This window comes from Cryobacterium sp. MDB1-18-1 (assembly GCF_004402735.1).
Classification (GTDB): domain Bacteria; phylum Actinomycetota; class Actinomycetes; order Actinomycetales; family Microbacteriaceae; genus Cryobacterium; species Cryobacterium glucosi.
Map to the genome: position 1 here is coordinate 76,672 of NZ_SOFR01000037.1, position 15,555 is coordinate 92,226.

14 protein-coding genes are annotated in these 15,555 nt (G+C 70.4%); 6 read left to right on the top strand and 8 right to left on the bottom strand.

The features are described 5' to 3' along the window. Positions 1-18: 18 nt before the first annotated feature. From E3O50_RS08920 to hemE, 5 genes are all read right to left on the bottom strand, one after another. Positions 19-312, bottom strand: a complete 294-nt coding sequence (locus tag E3O50_RS08920; RefSeq protein ID WP_134449203.1) for a DUF3618 domain-containing protein — start codon at positions 310-312, stop codon at positions 19-21. Next, positions 302-760 carry a phage holin family protein gene (locus E3O50_RS08925; protein ID WP_166787372.1) on the bottom strand — a complete coding sequence of 153 codons (459 nt, stop codon included), beginning with the start codon at positions 758-760 and terminating at the stop codon, positions 302-304. Before E3O50_RS08925 ends, E3O50_RS08920 begins: the two co-directional genes overlap by 11 nt. Next, positions 757-1,152, bottom strand: coding sequence for a YtxH domain-containing protein (locus E3O50_RS08930; RefSeq protein ID WP_134449205.1), 396 nt, complete (start codon positions 1,150-1,152; stop codon positions 757-759). Before E3O50_RS08930 ends, E3O50_RS08925 begins: the two co-directional genes overlap by 4 nt. Positions 1,153-1,247: 95 nt before the next feature. Beyond that, complete coding sequence (locus E3O50_RS08935; protein WP_241975509.1) at positions 1,248-2,825, bottom strand: FAD-dependent oxidoreductase; 1,578 nt, start codon at positions 2,823-2,825, stop codon at positions 1,248-1,250. 11 nt (positions 2,826-2,836) lie between these two features. After that, a complete protein-coding gene (gene hemE / locus E3O50_RS08940; RefSeq protein ID WP_134560692.1) occupies positions 2,837-4,033 on the bottom strand; it encodes a uroporphyrinogen decarboxylase in 1,197 nt (398 codons plus the stop codon). A gap of 83 nt (positions 4,034-4,116) precedes the next feature. On the opposite strand from hemE, the gene E3O50_RS08945 reads away from it, so the two are divergent. Beyond that, a complete protein-coding gene (locus tag E3O50_RS08945) occupies positions 4,117-5,469 on the top strand; it encodes a glutamyl-tRNA reductase (RefSeq protein WP_134560693.1) in 1,353 nt (450 codons plus the stop codon). Positions 5,470-5,572: 103 nt separating this feature from the next. Here E3O50_RS08945 and E3O50_RS08950 read toward each other — a convergent pair whose 3' ends face one another. After that, positions 5,573-6,958, bottom strand: coding sequence for a glycine--tRNA ligase (locus E3O50_RS08950; RefSeq protein ID WP_134449209.1), 1,386 nt, complete (start codon positions 6,956-6,958; stop codon positions 5,573-5,575). A gap of 210 nt (positions 6,959-7,168) precedes the next feature. Here E3O50_RS08950 and E3O50_RS08955 point away from each other — a divergent pair, with 210 nt between their 5' ends. The 5 genes from E3O50_RS08955 to E3O50_RS08975 all read left to right on the top strand — a co-directional run bounded on the left by E3O50_RS08955 (position 7,169) and on the right by E3O50_RS08975 (position 12,990). Then, positions 7,169-9,478 (top strand): carbon starvation CstA family protein, encoded by a 2,310-nt coding sequence (locus tag E3O50_RS08955; RefSeq protein WP_134449210.1) that lies wholly within the window; start codon positions 7,169-7,171, stop codon positions 9,476-9,478. A gap of 40 nt (positions 9,479-9,518) precedes the next feature. Further along, positions 9,519-9,767: a YbdD/YjiX family protein gene (locus tag E3O50_RS19810; protein WP_134560704.1), complete on the top strand. Its 249-nt coding sequence runs from the start codon at positions 9,519-9,521 to the stop codon at positions 9,765-9,767. 178 nt (positions 9,768-9,945) lie between these two features. Next, positions 9,946-10,953 carry an alpha/beta hydrolase-fold protein gene (locus tag E3O50_RS08965; protein ID WP_134560694.1) on the top strand — a complete coding sequence of 336 codons (1,008 nt, stop codon included), beginning with the start codon at positions 9,946-9,948 and terminating at the stop codon, positions 10,951-10,953. A gap of 2 nt (positions 10,954-10,955) precedes the next feature. Next, positions 10,956-12,311, top strand: coding sequence for an alpha/beta hydrolase-fold protein (locus E3O50_RS08970; protein ID WP_134560695.1), 1,356 nt, complete (start codon positions 10,956-10,958; stop codon positions 12,309-12,311). 46 nt (positions 12,312-12,357) lie between these two features. Continuing rightward, positions 12,358-12,990 (top strand): YdeI/OmpD-associated family protein, encoded by a 633-nt coding sequence (locus E3O50_RS08975; RefSeq protein ID WP_134449213.1) that lies wholly within the window; start codon positions 12,358-12,360, stop codon positions 12,988-12,990. Positions 12,991-13,041: 51 nt separating this feature from the next. Here the strand turns inward: E3O50_RS08975 and E3O50_RS08980 are convergent, their stop codons facing one another. Continuing rightward, positions 13,042-14,541, bottom strand: coding sequence for a cytosine permease (locus tag E3O50_RS08980; protein WP_134449214.1), 1,500 nt, complete (start codon positions 14,539-14,541; stop codon positions 13,042-13,044). Between the two features lie 83 nt (positions 14,542-14,624). After that, on the bottom strand, positions 14,625-15,452 hold the full coding sequence (locus tag E3O50_RS08985; RefSeq protein ID WP_166787373.1) for a serine hydrolase: 828 nt from the start codon (positions 15,450-15,452) through the stop codon (positions 14,625-14,627). Positions 15,453-15,555: the final 103 nt, after the last annotated feature.

Consider the following 15,555-nt stretch of genomic DNA (forward strand, 5'->3'; position numbering starts at 1 on the left):
ACGCCCGTCCGGCCGGCCTCAGTCGTCGAGGACGGCCCTGAGCGCGAACCAGACCGCGGCTCCGACCGCGAGGGCGCTGCCGAGGGCGACCCCGAGCAGTGCCGTGGGGTTCTCCTCGCCGAGCTTGTGCAGGCGGCGCCGGGCGAGGCGTTCCTGGTCACGCATCCGCTTCGGGACGTTGAGCTTGTACTCGATAGCGTCGAGGGTCAGCGCGAGCTGGGCGCGCGCGGCTGTCGCCTCGGCGCGCAACGCGTGCGTGGACTTCGACGGAGTCGCTGCAGCACCGGTCGTTTTGTCCTGTTCAGTGCTCATAGTCTCCGACTCCCTTGATCGCGTCTGCGTCCCGGCGGATGCTTGCCGCGAGGCCGTCCGGGTCGGCGCGCGTACCGGCCTTCACCCGGTTGACGCCGATCAGCACGAGGATCGCGGCAATGAGGAGCAGGGCGACCGCGACGATGAGCGTCGCGAGCCAGAGCGGCAGCACGAGCGCGAGGGCGATCACGGCGAGCGCGACGAAGACGATGACCGCGAGGAATGCGAACACGCCGGCCACGACGAAGAGGCCGATGCCGACGCCGATGTTCTTCGCCTTGCCCGCCATCTCGGACTTGAAGGCCTCGATCTCGGCGTGGATGAGCGCGGCGATCTGCCCGGGCAGCTCGGAGACGAGGGTGATCAGGGTCTTGCGCGGGCGCGGGCCGAACCCGCCTGCGCGGGCGCTGTCGGTCTGGGTTCCGGTCGCGGCCGGCGATCCGGTCACAGTGAGGGTGCTTCCGATGTGGGCGCGCCCGGGTCGGGGGTGCCGTGGTCAGGGGTCGCCGTCGGGGTGGCCGACGGTGCTGACGCTGCCGGGCGTTTCGTGGGCCAGGACGTGCCGTACCGGGGGCCTGGGCCCGCGGCATCCGTGGCCTTCGCGGTCTTGTCCGTGAGGGTTCCGACGAGCTTCTTGCCGGCGTTGATGAGCGCGGCCGGCACGTCGCCGACCCGCTCGAGGGCGAAGTCGCGGACCTCGGTCACGCGGCGCTGCACGGGGTCGGCGTTCCAGAGGCTCTCGGCAGAGGCCACGATCTGGTCGTAGCGCTTACGTCCGGCACGGGAGCCCAGGACGTAACCGACGAGTCCACCGGTGATAAAAAGAAGCTTTCCCCGCATCTGTCACTCCATTCTTCGTCGTTCACGTACGTCTCAGAGTATCCCGCCTGCGGAAACGGTGGAGGGCAAACTGCCGGACTACTGGGGAGAACGGCTCAGAGAACCAGCGCATCGCGACGGGTCCGGCCGGCGGTCGCGAGGGCATCGGGGATGACGGAGGCAAGCCCGGTTCCGGAGAGCCAGGCCCCGGTGACCTCGAGCCCTTCGAGGGCCGCGACGGCCCGACGCACCTGGTCGACGCGGTCGCGGGCGCCGACGGTCGCCGGCGAGAGGGCGTCGCCCCACCGGGTGCGGTCGAAGCCGAGCACCTGGTCCGCGGAGAGCGGGGTACCGAGGATGGCGGAGGCATCCGCGAGGGCGAGGGAGAGGAGTTCGTCGTCGGTGAGGCGGGCGCTCGGGCTCTTCTGCCCCGCGCGGCCGTAGGACAACCGGAGCACGTGCACGCCGGGACCCGCGGTCTCGGCGACCCAGTCCCATTTCGCGGTGACGTGGGTCAGTGCCTTTGCGGTGATGCCGGGTGCGCCGGCGGCGACGAGGGCCCCGGTGCCGCGCGGATGCGCGTCGAGCTCAGGGGCGGCGAGCACGAGGGTGGCGAGTTCGATCGGGGTCGGTTTCGGCCAGTGCAGGGCGCCGAGCGCCTTCTGCTGAGGTCCGAGGGGCGCGATGAGGGCGAGGGCCTGGGCGCCGGGCGTCGCGAGGATGACGAACCGCGCCGACAGGGTCTCCGGCAGGGTCGCTGGCAGGTCGCCGGATTCGCGCCCCCCTGGCGCGGCGGTCGCTTCGGGGGTATCGGGGCTCTCGGGGCTTTCGGGGGCACCGGACTTTTCGGAGGCTTCCGGCCGGGGCGCGATCGTGACCTGCCAGGGTCCGGCCGTGACGGGGCGAATGCTGGTGACGGCGGCCTCCGTGAACACCTCGACGTCGAAGCGGTCGAGTTCGGCGCGGAGCGCGGTCACGAGGCCGGCCATGCCGCCGCGAAGCCCGGAGACCGCGGAGCCGGCGGGAGCGGCGCTGCGGAGGGAGAGCACGGCGCCGGACAGCGACCCGGTCACGGTGAGGGCGGCGTTGAGGCCGGGAGCGACGACGTCGACTTCGAGATCGTCTGCTGAGGAGGTGTAGACGCCCGCGGTGACCGGCTCGACGAGGCGTTCGAGGACGCGGCGGCCCATCCGCTTGCGGACGAGTTCGCCGAGGCTGTGCTCCCTGCCGATCGTGAGCACGGGCATGAGGCGGTCGAGCCAGGCCCGCAGGGCTCCCGGCCAGCCGATCACGCGGCGCACGTCCTCTGCGAGCGGTGAGCCGGGGATGCCGAGGACGCCAGCCCGGGGCATCGGAACGCTCACCGCGGGTCCGCCAGGACGATCGGATGGCAGGCAGAGCCACGCGCCGGCGGCGTTCGGCTGCACGACCCGGTCGGCGAGACCGAGTCCTTCGATGAATTCGGCCACGGCGTTGCGGCGCACCGCGAAGCTCTCCGCCCCGCTGTCGAGGGTGAGCCCGGCGACCTCGTGGCTCGCGAGCGCGCCGCCGAGGTCGCATCCAGCCTCGAGCACGGTGACGCTCAGCCCGACCCTGGCGCACTCGCGGGCAGCCGAGAGGCCGGCCACCCCTCCGCCGACGACGACGACGTCACGCACGCCGCTCATCCGCCCGCCCCGCGGCGCTTCGCTCATCGCTCGCCGGCTCAGGACGCGGCCGGCGTGGACGCCGGCTCGCTCGGTGCGGTGGCGGATGCCCCGGGTGCTCCGGTCTCCCCGTGAGCGCCGGCAGTGACCTCGTGCACGAATGCGACGAGGCGGGTGAGCACGGTCGGGTCGGTCAGCGGCGGGACGCCGTGGCCGAGGTTGAGCACGTGGGCAGGAGCTGTGCGCCCGCGCTCGAGCACGTCGAGGACGTGCGCCTCGAGGACTGGCCACGGCGCGGCGAGGAGCGCGGGGTCGAGGTTGCCCTGCAGGGGGACGTTCCCGCCGAGTCGGCGATTGGCCTCGTCGAGCGGCACCCGGTAGTCGACGCCGACGACGTCCGCGCCGACGGCGTGCATCTCGTGGAGAAGTTCGCCGGTGCCGACGCCGAAGTGCACGACGGGGACGTTGCGCCGGATCGGTGCGTCCGCACCGGGCGCGGTCTCGGCATAGCTGAGATCGCGCACGTGGGCGATCGCAGCAGCCGACGCCGGGGCGACGAACCGGCTGTAGTCGGCGAGGGAGAGCGCACCGGCCCAGGAATCGAAGAGCTGTGCAGCGCTCGCTCCTGCGAGCACCTGGGCGCGCAGGAAGCGGCCGGTCACCTCTGCGGTCCAGTCCATCAGGGAGGCCCAGGCCGCAGGGTCGGCGTGCATCAGGGTGCGCGCGTGGATGTGGTCCTTGGACGGGCCGCCCTCGACGAGGTAGGCCGCAAGGGTGAACGGCGCCCCGGCGAACCCGATCAGCGGGGTCCCGCCGAGCTGGGCGACCGTTCGGGCGACGGCCTTCCGGATCGGGTCGAGGGTGGTCTCGAGCACGGCGGGGTCGAGGGAGACGAGCTCGGCGACGTCGCGGGCGGTGCGGACGGCCTTGCCGAGCACCGGCCCCATCCCGGCGACGATCTCGACGTCGACACCGACGAGCTTGAGCGGGATCACGATGTCGCTGAACAGGATTCCCGCGTCCACCTGGTGCCGGAGCACGGGCTGGAGGGTGATCTCACTGGCCATTTCCGGGTCGAGGCACGCATCGAGCATCCGGGTGCCGACCCGCAGCGACCGGTACTCGGGAAGGGAACGCCCGGCCTGGCGCATGAACCACACGGGGGTGGCCTCCGGGCGGGTGCCCTGGTATGCGCGGATGAGGCGGGAATCGGCGGTGAGTCCGGAGGCGAGGGGGTGTTGAGCGTCGAGGTTCATTTGTGTCAATTCTGTCAAACTTTCAGGAGCCAAGCGCTTTCCGCAGATGATCCACGCCCAGATGGACAAAGTAGACTCACCGAGTGCTGATCTGCCTGTCCGCGAACCACAAGAACTCGAGTTTCGATGTACTCGAGAAGCTGTCCGTCGGCGCGCCCGGCACGGCAGGCGGCATCATCGAGCGATACCCGAGCCTGTCCGGAGCGGTCATCGTCGCAACCTGCAACCGCTTCGAGGCCTACCTCGACCTCGACGAACCCGACGGCGCCTCCCCCCTCGAGGCCGTACAGGCCGCGATCGCGGGCGTCAGCGCCGGCACCGGCGTCACCGCTGAGGTCCTCCGCGAGACCCTCGACTTCGTGCACGGCAACGGCGTCGCCGAGCACCTGTTCGCGGTGACGAGCGGCCTGGAATCCGTCGTCGTCGGCGAGGGCGAGATCGCAGGCCAGGTGCGCCGCTCCCTCGAGCAGGCCCGCGAGCGCGGCACGACCACCCCCGAACTCGAGCGGCTGTTCCAGCGCGCGTCGCAGACCTCCCGCGGCATCAAGAACCGCACCGGAATCGGCGCGGCCGGGCGGTCACTCGTGCGCCTCGCCCTGCAGCTCGCCGAGACCCGCATCGTGAACTGGGCGAGCACCCGCGTGCTGCTCGTCGGAACCGGCCGTTACGCCGGCGCCGCCCTCGCAGCGCTCCGCGACCTCGGCGTCTCCGACGTGCGGGTCTACTCGCCCACCGGGCGCGCCGTCAAGTTCGCGGGCTCGCATGGCATCACCGCGATCACCGAGTCGGGATTCGCCGTCGAAGCCGATCGTGCCGACCTGATCCTGACCTGCACGACCGTCGAACACCACGTCGTCACGGCCGCACTGCTCCGGGAGGGCGCGGCAGCAACCGCGGATGTCGACGCCGGAGCACAGCCGGTCGCTCCGGCCGGCCGACGGCTCATCATCGACCTCGGCCTGCCGCGCAACGTCGCTCCTGACGTCACCGAGGTCCCGGGAGTCGAGCTGCTCGACCTCGAGACCATCCGCATCCACGCCCCGCTCGAAGAGCTCAATGCGACGAGCGAGGCCCGCCTGCTCGTCGACCGCGCCGCACGCAAGTTCTCTGCGGTCGCGGAAGAGCAGAGCCTCACCCCAGCGGTCGTCGCGTTGCGCAGCCACGTCTTCGACCTGCTCGATTCAGAGATCGAACGGGCGCGCGCGCACGGCGACGATACCGAACAGACCGAGCGGGCGTTGCGGCATCTCGCGAGCGTCCTGCTGCACACGCCGATGGTGCGCTCACGCGAACTCGCGAGGGCCGGTGAGCAGGCCGCGTTCACCGGCGGCCTCGACGCCCTCTTCGGCATCCGGGTCGAGTCCGGCGCCGGCTCCGTGGCCGAGTCCGCTCCGCCCCTGGATCCGTTCCCCGGATCGGCGCACCGGGCCTCCTGAGCGCTCGCGCGCGGCGTCTCGGCGTCTCTTCGGCGAGCGCGGGAGCTGCGCCGCTGCGCGGGTGGCGGACCACACGCGCAGCGGCGAAAAGCCCGCGCTCGGGTCAGGCTCCGCGGAGGCGCTCGGCGAGGTAGGCGTCGAGCTTGTCGAGCGGCACCCGCTCCTGCTGCATGGTGTCGCGGTCGCGCACGGTGACGGCCTGGTCTTCGAGAGAGTCGAAGTCGACCGTGATGCAATACGGGGTGCCGATCTCGTCCTGGCGGCGGTAGCGGCGCCCGATCGCGCCGGCGTCGTCGAAGTCGACGTTCCACGACTCGCGCAAGCGGGAAGCGAGGGAGCGCGCCATCGGCGAGAGCGCCTCGTTGCGGGACAGCGGAAGCACGGCGGCCTTGATCGGCGCGAGGCGCGGGTCGAGCTTGAGCACGGTGCGCTTGTCGACGCCGCCCTTCGCGTTCGGCACTTCCTCCTCGTGGTACGCGTCGACGAGGAACGCCATCAGCGAGCGGGTGAGCCCGGCCGCCGGCTCGATCACGTAGGGCACCCAGCGCTCGTTCTTGGTCTGGTCGAAGTACGAGAGATCCTTGCCCGATGCCGCAGCGTGCGTCTTGAGGTCGAAGTCCGTGCGGTTCGCCACGCCTTCGAGCTCGCCGAACTCACTCCCGCTGAACCCGAAGCGGTACTCGATGTCGACGGTGCGCTTGGAGTAGTGCGAGAGCTTCTCGGCCGGGTGTTCGAAGAAGCGCAGGTTCTCCGGCTCGATGCCGAGGCCGGTGTACCAGCTCATGCGCTGCTCGAGCCAGTACTCGTGCCAGGTCTCATCTGTGCCGGGCTCGACGAAGAATTCCATCTCCATCTGCTCGAACTCGCGGGTGCGGAAGATGAAGTTGCCCGGTGTGATCTCGTTGCGGAAGCTCTTGCCGATCTGGCCGATGCCGAACGGGGGCTTCATCCTGGCAGCCTGGAGCACGTTGGCGAAGTTCACGAAGATGCCCTGCGCGGTCTCTGGACGCAGGTAGTGCATGCCCGCCTCGTCGTCGACGGGACCGAGATAGGTCTTGAGCAGGCCGGAGAAGGCGCGCGGCTCCGTCCAGATGTGCCGGTTGCCGCAGTTCGGGCAGGGGATGCCGTCGAGGCCGCCCTCTGCGGGGCGCCCCTTCTTCTCCTCGAACTCCTCCTCGAGGTGGTCGGCGCGGAAACGCTTGTGACAGCTCGTGCACTCGACGAGGGGGTCGCTGAAGACCTCGACGTGACCGGATGCCTCCCACACCTTCCTGGGCAGGATCACCGAGGAGTCGAGCCCGACGACGTCGTCGCGGCTCGTGACCATGAAGCGCCACCACTGCTTCTTGATGTTCTCCTTGAGCTCGACGCCGAGGGGCCCGTAGTCCCACGCGGACCGGGATCCGCCGTAGATTTCACCCGCCTGGAAGACGAACCCGCGGTGGCGGGCGAGGGCGATGACGGAATCGAGGCGGGAGGGTGCGGCCACGGTGGCTCCAATGGTCGAGGGTGGATGTGGGGCGTGCCGTGCGGAAAATCCCGGTCAGGCGTACCCATTTTAGGCGCTCGTCCCGGTGCGCCCCTCTGGCTGTTAGCCTTGCTAAGGAATCATCACGAATTCAGCTTTTTCTCAGCTTGGATTCGGCACGGTCGTGAACCGCACCTCAGCACCATCTGCACCACCCTCAAAGGAGAGATCATGGGCACCAGGCCCCGCACGCCGCACGACGCTTTCACGGGGGCCGGTCCGCTCGATCGCGATCCGTCCCTGCTCCCTGTCGCACTCGACCAGACCGAGCACGACGCCCAGGAGCGACGCTGGACCCCGGCCAAGATCGCACTCTGGGCCGGCATCTCCCTCCTCGGCGGACTGAGCTGGGTCATGCTCGCGGTTGTCCGCGGCGAGACCGTGAACGCCATCTGGTTCGTCTTCGCCGCGGTGTGCACCTACCTGATCGGCTACCGCTTCTACTCGAACTACATCCAGAAGCACCTGCTGAAGCCCGATGACCGCAGGGCGACCCCCGCAGAGTACAAGGCGGACGGCAAGGACTTCGCGGCGACGGACCGCCGGGTGCTGTTCGGCCACCACTTCGCCGCGATCGCCGGGGCAGGCCCGCTCGTCGGCCCGGTGCTCGCCGCGCAGATGGGCTACCTGCCCGGCACGATCTGGATCATCGTCGGCGTCGTTCTCGCCGGTGCGGTGCAGGACTACATCGTGCTGTTCTACTCGATGCGCCGAGGCGGACGTTCGCTCGGCCAGATGGCCCGCGACGAGCTCGGCAAGATCGGCGGCACCGCCGCCCTGATCGCCACGATGGCGATCATGGTCATCATCGTCGCGATCCTCGCCCTCGTCGTTGTCAACGCCCTCGCGGCGAGCCCCTGGGGCGTCTTCTCAGTCGGCATGACCATCCCGATCGCGCTCTTCATGGGCTGCTACCTGCGCTTCTTCCGCCCGGGCAAGGTCAGCGAGGTGTCGATCATCGGGTTCGTGCTGCTCCTGGCCGCCATCATCGGCGGCGGCGCCATCTCGAACACGGCGTGGGGAGCATCGTTCTTCCACGTCGACCCGGTGCCGCTCGCGATCGGCATCATCATCTACGGCTTCGTCGCAGCGATCCTCCCGGTCTGGCTGCTGCTCGCCCCGCGCGACTACCTCTCGACCTTCATGAAGATCGGAACGATCGGGATGCTCGCGATCGCGATCATCATCGTGCGCCCGGAGATCACGGTCCCGGCATTCAGCGAGTTCGTCGCCAACGGCGGACCGGTCGTGAGCGGGTCGCTCTTCCCGTTCCTCTTCGTCACGATCGCCTGCGGTGCCCTTTCCGGCTTCCACGCCCTGATCGCCTCCGGCACGACCCCGAAGCTCATCGAGAAGGAACGCCAGACCCGCTTCATCGGTTATGGCGGCATGCTCATGGAGAGCTTCGTCGCGATCATGGCCCTCGTCGCCGCCGTCTCGATCGACCGCGGCATCTACTTCGCGATGAACTCCTCGGCGGCCCTCACCGGGGGCACCGTCGAAGGCGCTGTCGCGTTCGTGAACAGCCTCGGGCTCACCGGGGTCAACCTCACCCCCGACATGCTCACCCAGACGGCGAAGGACGTCGGAGAGGCCACGATCGTCTCCCGCTCCGGCGGCGCCCCGACGCTCTCGGTCGGGCTCGCGCACATCATGCAGCAGGTCGCAGGAGGCTCGGGCATGATGGCGTTCTGGTACCACTTCGCGATCATGTTCGAGGCGCTGTTCATCCTCACCGCCGTCGACGCGGGCACCCGCGTCGCGCGCTTCATGCTCCAGGACAGCCTCGGCAACTTCTTCCCGAAGTTCAAGAACACCTCCTGGCGCACGGGGGCCTGGCTCACCACGGGCATCATGGTTCTCCTCTGGGGCGCCGTGCTGATCATGGGCGTCACGGACCCGCTCGGCGGCATCAACACCCTGTTCCCGCTCTTCGGGATCGCGAACCAGCTGCTGGCCGCAATCGCACTCGCGGTGTGCATGGCGATCGTCGCGAAGCAGGGCAAATTCAAGTACATCTGGATCGTCGCCGTGCCCCTCGCGTTCGCCGCGATCATCACGATCTACGCCTCGATGCTGAAGATCTTCTCAACCGTCCCCGCGGTCGGTTACTTCGCCCAGAACAAGGCATTCTCCGACGCCCTCGCGGCGGGGAAGACCTCGTTCGGAACGGCGCCGAGCGTCGCGGCCATGGAGGCCGTGGTACGGAACACGATGGTGCAGGGTCTCCTGTCGATCCTCTTCGTCACCCTCGCGATCATCGTGATCGTCTCCTCGGTCGTTGCGACCTGGAAGTCCTGGAAGAGCCGCGATTTCGGCACCAACGAGGACCCTGCGCTCCCGTCGCAGATGTTCGCGCCCTCCGGCTTCCTGCCGACCCCGGCCGAAAAGGAGCTGCAGGGCCGCTGGGAAGCCCAGGCTGCCGCCGAGAAGAACGCCCGGACGGCGCGGAACGCCGGCGCGGGCACCCCTGGCCGGTGACGGTCCGGTGATGACAGCAGGGGCACGCCGGGGGCAGCGGATGCCCTCGGCAGGCGGGACCTCGCTCGCTGCGCTCCTCGGCGGCATCCGCCGGGCAGCGCGGAGCGTGGCCTGGTACGTCAAAGGGGTGATGGGAGAGGACGCCTGGGACAAGTACCGGGCGCACCACGAGGCCGCGCACGGGACCGCGGACCCTGCTCACCCCACCGAGCGGATGATGACCGAGCGCGAGTTCTGGCGGGACCAGACCGACCGCCAGGACGCCAACCCGCAGGGCCGCTGCTGCTGACCCACTCCTGAGGCTCGCGAAAGCGGGTGAGCCGTCGTCATGACTGGGGCAGACCGACGGCTCACCCGCTTTCGCGAGCCTGGAATCAGCCGCTCGCACCGAATGTCCAGCTTGTCTTCCTAACGTCGGCAATGACAGAGTGGCAGGGCTCGCGTCGGCTTCAGGAGAGGGTGGTCGGATGGGCAACGGGTTCACCCCGCGGCGCCGCTGGATCGCCGCAGGCGCCGCCGGCCTGGTGCTGCTCGTCGCCACCGTCGTCCTCACGGTCAGCGTCGCGACGGGACTCGCGCAGCCGGACCAGGCCGTCCCCGCGCTGTCTCTCCCCGACAGGCCGGCACCGCCCGCGCCGGGGGTGGATGACTCGTCCCCCCTCTCCGCGACCTGGCGGCCACCGGCCGGCCTGCCCGCCCAGGGCACCATCGGCAGCGTCCGGATCCCGGCGACCGCTTCGGGTTTCAGCGCGCGCGACGCCGAGGTCTACCTCCCGCCGGCCGCGCTCGTCCCCGACGCCCCAGCCCTGCCGTTCGTGCTGATGATGATGGGACAGCCGGGCGACCCGGACGCCGGCCCGATCGCATCCGTGCTCGACGCCTTCGCCGCAGCCCACAACGGCCTCGCCCCGATCGTGCTCGTCGCCGACCAGCTGGGCGACCCGGACGTCGACTCGCTGTGCCTCGACACGGCGGAATACGGCCGGGTCGAGACGTACCTCGAGGAGGACGTTCTCGCCTGGGCGCGGGGCAACCTCAACATCGAGGCCGGCCGCGAATCGTGGACCGTCGCCGGGTTCTCGAACGGCGGCCAGTGCGCCTTGTCGCTCGCGCTCCGGTACCCGGAGGTCTGGGGCAGCCTCATCGACGCCTCCGGCACGGTGTATGCGGGACTCGAGACGGAGCCGGAGGTCCTGGCTGACGTGTTCGGGGGTGACCAGGCTGCCTACGACGCGACAAAACCGGCCACGCTGCTGGGCAGGAGCCGCTACCCTGACACCACGGCCGTGTTCACGGTCGGCTCGGAGGACTCGGTGATGGAACCGGGGCTGAAGGATCTGAGCGGAACGGCCAGGGCTGCGGGGGTGGCGGTGACGTACTACGAGGTGCCCGGCGAGGGCCACTCCTTCGAGGCGCTGGGCGGTGGACTCACCGAGGCGTTCGGCGTGCTCGCCAGCCGACTCGGGCTCGGCTAGGCGTGGACGCCCTCCAGGCGCTCCTGCGCACGGATATCCTGCACGGCCCCGTCATCGTCGGCGCGTACACCCTGTCCGGCGCGGCCGTGGTCTTCCTGCTCGCCCGACGACCGACCCCGCGCTGGCTCATGACCGTCGCGGTCGCGGTCGCCTCCGGAGGCGTTGTCGCGGTGCTCCTCTGGTTCTTCCTGGTGCGGGTCTTCAACGTGTTCGGGATGGGCCTCGTACCCGTGGCGTACGCGTGGCTCGGCGCGGCCTGCGCCGCCGTCGGGATCGCACTCGTGAACCTGTGGAAGACGCGGCCGGCACGCCGGAGCCTCGCCGCCGCATCGGTGCTGCTCTTCGTCGCGACGGGGGCGCTCGGGATCAATGCGGGCTATGGCCTTGACCGCACCCTCGGCGCGCTTCTCGGGGTGAACGTGCTGCCGCCGATCGCACTGAATCCGGCAGCGCCACGCTCGACCCCGGTCGCAGGCACCGGCTCCCACCCTGGCTCGAGAGTCGACCCCAACCCTGACCGGACGGGTCGCGCCCTCTGGCAGACGTGGAATCCACCCGCCGACATCCCCGCCGCGGGAAACACCGGGAGCCAGGTGATCCCGAACACCGTCTCCGGATTCCGCTCCCGGCCGGCCGGAATCTACCTGCCCCCTGCGGCGCTCGTCCCGGACGCGCCGGCATTGCCGCTCGTGATCATGCTGCTGGGCCAGCCAGGCAACCCCGACCCGGAATACGTCGCGGCGAGCCTCGACCGTGCGGCCTCCCAGCACGGGGGTCTCGCGCCGATCGTCGTCGTCGCCGACCAGCTGGGCGATCCCTCCGTCGACCCGCTGTGCCTCGACACCGCGAGGTACGGAAACGCGGAGACCTTCCTCACCAGGGACGTCGTCGGCTGGGCTGCCGCGAACCTCAACGTGACGCACGACCACCGGTACTGGACGATCGCCGGGTTCTCCAATGGCGGCCAGTGCGCGATCTCCCTCGCGGCCAAGCATCCCGACATCTGGTCGAACGTGATCGACATCTCCGGCGAGTCATTCCCCGGCTCCGAGATCCAGGACCAGACCCTGAACGACGTGTTCGGCGGCAGCCAGGCGGCCTATGACGCGCAGAAGCCGGTGAACCTTCTCGCCGGGCACCGCTACCCGGGGACATTCGCGATCTTCACTGCCGGCGCAGCTGACCCGGGCGTCGCCGCCGGGCAACGGATGCTCGTCGACGCAGCCCAGGCCGCGGGAATGACCGCGTCATACGCCGAGATCCCCGGCGTCGGGCACGAAGTGGGGGCGCTGAACGGAGGCCTCGACGCCGGCTTCGCCGCGCTCTACCCGCGCCTCGGCCTCGCTCCGCCCTCCTGACCCCTCCCCCGACCCGGGCGGCGCGGGACGCGGGTATGGTCGTCGCATGACTGAACGGGACGCGGGCGGTGACCAGGTACCGCGCATCCACCCTGAGTCGGTCGAGGAGTGGCGGACCTGGCTCGTGGAGAACCACGCGGTGTCGACCGCGGTCTGGCTCGTCTTCTGGCGGAAGGCCGCCGGCCGGCCGATCCTCGCCTACGAGGACGCCGTTCTCGAGGCGCTCTCCGTCGGCTGGATCGACAGCAAACCGGCCCGGCTGGACGAGCACCGGACGATGCTCTACTTCTCACCGCGGAAGCGCGGCAGCGCCTGGGCGAGGCCGAACAAGCTGCGCATCGAACTGCTCAGGCGCGAGGGGCGGATGCTGCCGGCCGGGGAGGCCGTCGTCGCGGCCGCAGAGGCGGACGGTTCCTGGACCCGGCTCGACGAGGTCGAGAACCTCACGGTTCCCGCGGACCTCGGCGCAGCTCTCGACGGGATCGGGGGTGCCCGCGCGCAGTGGGACGCGTTCCCGCCCTCGGCTCGCCGCGGCATCCTCGAATGGATCGTGCAGGCGAAGACTCCGGCGACCCGCCAAAAACGTATCGATGAGACGGCTGTGCTCGCCGGCCGGGGCGAACGGGCCAACCAGTGGAAGCCGAAACCCCCGGCCGACCCCGCACCGGCGCCCGACTGAGCGCGGCCCCGTCCGCGCCCCGGCGCCGCGCTGCCTGCCGACGCGGGCGGATCAGACGGGCTGCCGCTCCTGGGCGCGGACGGCGCCGCGGCCGACGAGGAGCATGCCGCAGAAGCCGATCACGAGGGCGACGAGCACGCCGAGGTTCGCGAACGCCCAGTCGCCCGTTCGGCCGCCGAGGCCGAGGGGATCGAGCAGGTACCCCTGCCAGGCGAGCCAGTCCGCGAAGCCGTTGGTGACGAGGCCCCAGCCCACGACGGACCCGAGCACGAGGAGTGCGAGCGCGCCGACCCGCACGCTCCCGTAGCGCCCGCGCGGGTCGAGGAGGCCCGCGGCGTCGTAGTCGGAGCGGCGGAGCGCGAAATCGGCGAGGAAGATGCCGCACCAGGCCGCGACGGGCACGCCGAGGGTGATCAGGAAGCCCTGGAACGGACCGAGGAAGCTCCCGGCGAAGAACACGACGTAGATCGCGCCGAGCACCATGATCACCCCGTCGATCCCGGCGGCCGCGAAGCGCGGCACCCGAAGCCCCGCCGCGAGGAGCGCCAGCCCGGAGGAGTAGATGTCGAGGACGGCGCCGCCGATCAGGCCGAGAACCGCGACGAGGGCGAACGGAACCAGGAACCAGACCGGCAGGATCGTCGTGAGCGCCCCGATCGGGTCGACGGCGATGGCGGCGCTGAGGTCGCTCGATGACCCGGCGAGCAGGAGCCCGAAGAGGAGCAGCACGACGGGGGCGAGCGAGGCGCCCGCCGTCGTCCAGCCGACGACGCCGCGGCTCGAGGCCGAGCGGGGAAGGTACCGGGAATAGTCGGCGGCGGCCTGCACCCAGCCGAGGCCGAAGCCCGTCATCATGAAGACGAGCGCGCCGATCACGTGGGGGGTGTCCCCGGCGGGGATCGCCGCGATGGCCGGGAAGTCGATGTGATCGACGACGAGGAACACGTAGACGACAGTGAGCAGGCCCGTGACGATCGTGATCCATTTCTGCAGCCGCATGATCAGGTCGAAGCCGAAGACGCCACCGAGCACGATCAGGCCGGCCACGACGACGAGGGCCACCACCTGGGTGAGCGCCCCGCCGTCCCAGCCGAGCTCGGTGAAGACCGTCGCCGTCGCGAGCACGGCGAGCGAGGCGAGCACGGTCTCCCAGCCGACGGTGAGCAGCCACGACAACGCGGACGGCACCCGGTTGCCGTCGACTCCGAAGACCGCCCTGCTCAGGGTCATCGTCGGCGCGTGGCCGCGCTTGCCCGCGAGCGCCACGAACCCGCAGAGCGCGAAGGAGAGCACGATCCCGACGAGGCCGACGATCGTCGCCTGCCAGAAGGAGATGCCGAAACCGAGCAGGAACGAGCCGTAGCTGATGCCGAGCACCGAGACGTTCGCCGCGAACCACGGCCAGAACAACTCGCTCGGGCGGCCGCGGTGCTCCGTGCGGTCGACGGCGTTGATGCCGTTGAGCTCCACCTCGAAGACCGGGCGGATGCCGGGACTCGCCCCCGACAGGCCGGTGTCCGTTTCGGTGTGCTTCCGGTCGTTGGCGGACATCCGCTGCCCCTCTCGTCGGCGGGTCTCTTGGGGTGTTCAGGCGGTTCGGGTGGTCAGGAACTCAGGAACTCAGGAACTCAGGTTCAGTGCACGTACTCGAGCAGGTCGAGGCCGACGGCCCGCATCCCGTCGAGGACAGCGAGGCGCAGGGGCAGGCGGGTGTCGGCGAAGGACATCGAGACGGCATAGGCGACGCCGGCCCGCGGGCCGCGGAGCACGCCGGCCTCGCTCCGGACGCCGGGTCCCGTTCCGGTCTTGTTGACGAGGAGCAGCCCGTGGTCGCCGCCGCGGTGCGCGAAGGGATCGAGCCCGAAGGCGCTCGCGACGAGGGAGAGGTCTGCGCCGAGGGACAGCCAGCCGATCACGCGTTCGCTCGTCGCGGCATCCACGACCTCCCCGCGGGCGAGGGACATGAAGAGTCCCGTGAGTTCCTGGGCGCTGCCGACGGAGAGCTGGGGTGCGTGATCGGGGCCGCGTTCGTCGCGGACGAGGTCGAGCAGAGCGGTGTGGGAGATGCCGAGCTGTTCGGTGCGCGCCTGGACGGCCGCGAGGCCGACCGCGCGCAGCAGCACGTTCGCTGCGAGGTTGTCGCCGAGACCCCCGACCAGGGCCGCGAGGTCAGCGACGGGAAGCGACGGGGCCTGCAGGTGCTGCCAGACGCCTGACCCTCCGACGGAGTCCGCCGGGGTGCGGTCGAGGATGGTGAGGGCGCCGAATTCGGCGTTCGGGAGCCGGGCGGCGACCTCGATGAGGAGGAGGACGGTTCCGATCCCCGCTGTCGGCATCACGACGTGGTCGTCAACGGAGAAGAGGACCTTGCCGGTCGCGAGGTCAGTGGCGCGGGCCGAGACCTGCACGCCGTCGACGGCGAGGGTGCCGAGGGCCTGGAACCCGCGGCCGAAGTTCGCCATCGACTCCGAAACGCCGTGCCGTGCCCTGCTCGGGGCACCGCGACGCGACCGTCGCTCCGATTCCCGCGCTGGCGTGGACACTTTTTCGGGTCCCTCCGTGTTC